This window comes from Halomonas sp. SIMBA_159, assembly GCF_046536035.1.
Lineage (GTDB): Bacteria > Pseudomonadota > Gammaproteobacteria > Pseudomonadales > Halomonadaceae > Vreelandella > Vreelandella venusta_A.
Map to the genome: position 1 here is coordinate 1 of NZ_JAWJBT010001650.1, position 235 is coordinate 235.

At 58.7% G+C, this 235-nt stretch carries 1 protein-coding gene; it reads left to right on the forward strand.

All coding sequences use genetic code 11. From position 1 onward, the window contains the following. A partial coding sequence (locus tag R0J87_RS24800; protein ID WP_498889692.1) for a 2Fe-2S iron-sulfur cluster-binding protein occupies positions 1 to 195 on the forward strand: 195 nt, incomplete at its 5' end. Positions 196 to 235: the final 40 nt, after the last annotated feature.

The window sequence follows — 235 nt, forward strand, 5'->3', positions numbered from 1 at the left end:
GCAGCACGCCGGGCAGGACTGGCTTTTCCCCACCGCTGTCAGGTCGGGGCGTGTGCCACTTGTTTATGCCGCAAGCTGGCGGGTGAGGTCACTTACCGGCTGGCACCGGTGCTGACGGAGAAAGAGCAGGCTGAGGGATGGATATTTCCCTGCCTGGCTATGGCCCGCAGCGATCTGGTACTGACTTTGGAATAGAGGAACAGAATGTCGATTCAGTGTGAAGTGAAGTCAGTCG